Below are 1,182 nucleotides of genomic sequence, written 5' to 3' on the forward strand. Positions count from 1 at the left end.
CAGGCCACGGGTGGCCTGGCTGGCCGCGTTGCCCGCCCGGTCAGATACATCCGCGGTGACTGTGTATGGCTGGTTGATCAGGGCGCCGAGTACGTCTTTACCAACGGTAACGCTCCAGGCACCGGAGACGACAGTGCCGGTATAGGTTTGGCCGTTCAGCCCAACCGTCACGGTCTGACCGTCCTCTGCCCCGGACGCAGTGCCGCTGATCGTCAGGGCCGAACCGATCTCTGTCTCGTCCAGCTTGTCGTCCGTGCTGATCGCACCGATGGTGACAGTCGGGGCCGTGGTGTCCAGCACATAGGCCTGGCTGTAGACGCTGCCTTCATTGCCGGCAAGGTCGGTGACCTTGACCTGCAAGGTGTTGGAACCGGTCAGGGTCTGGCCCGACAATGACCAGCTGTTCTGGCCAGCAGTCACGGTCGCGGCCTTCCAGGTCGTGCCGCCATCCAGCGACACTTGGACCGTCTCGCCTGCGGCCAGACTGGTCGACAGCGTGCCGCTGATCGTCTGATTGGCCGTGCTGGTGATGAAGTCACCGCCTGTGCCGCTATCGGCGGAGAAGGCGGCCGTGGCGATGGAGGCGGTCGGCGCCGTGGTGTCCAGCACATAGGCTTGGCTGTAGACGCTGCCATCATTGCCGGCGGCGTCGGTGACCTTGACCTGCAAGGTGTTGGAACCGGTCAGGGTCTGGTCCGCCAATGACCAGCTGTTCTGGCCGGTGGTCGCGGTCTTCCAGGTCGTGCCGCCATCCAGCGAGACATAGACCGTCTCGCCCGCGGCCAGACTGGCCGACAGCGTGCCGCTGATCGTCTGGCTGGCGCTCTTGGTGATCCAGTCACCGCCGGTACCGCTATCGGCGGAGAAGGTGGCCGTGGCGATGCTGGTGGTCGGGGCCGTGGTGTCCAGCACATAGGCCTGGCTGTAGACGCTGCCATCATTGCCGACATTGTCGGCGACCTTGACCTGCAGGGTGTTGGAACCGGTCAGGGTCTGACCCGACAATGACCAGCTGTTCTGGCCGGCGGCCGCGGTCGCGGCCGTCCAGGTCGTGCCACCATCCAGCGACACTTGGACCGTCTCGCCCGTGGCCAGATTGGCCGACAGCGTGCCGCTGATCGTCTGGCTGGCGCTCTTGGTGATGAAGTCGCCGTCGGTCCCCCCATTGGCCGCCGTATCGGC

Annotated in this window: 1 protein-coding gene; it reads right to left on the reverse strand. The window is 65.5% G+C overall.

All coding sequences use genetic code 11. From position 1 onward, the window contains the following. A partial coding sequence (locus GE253_RS25980) for an Ig-like domain-containing protein (RefSeq protein ID WP_173012841.1) occupies positions 1–1,182 on the reverse strand: 1,182 nt, incomplete at both ends.

The organism is Niveispirillum sp. SYP-B3756 (genome assembly GCF_009495745.1).
Taxonomy (GTDB): Bacteria; Pseudomonadota; Alphaproteobacteria; order Azospirillales; family Azospirillaceae; genus Niveispirillum.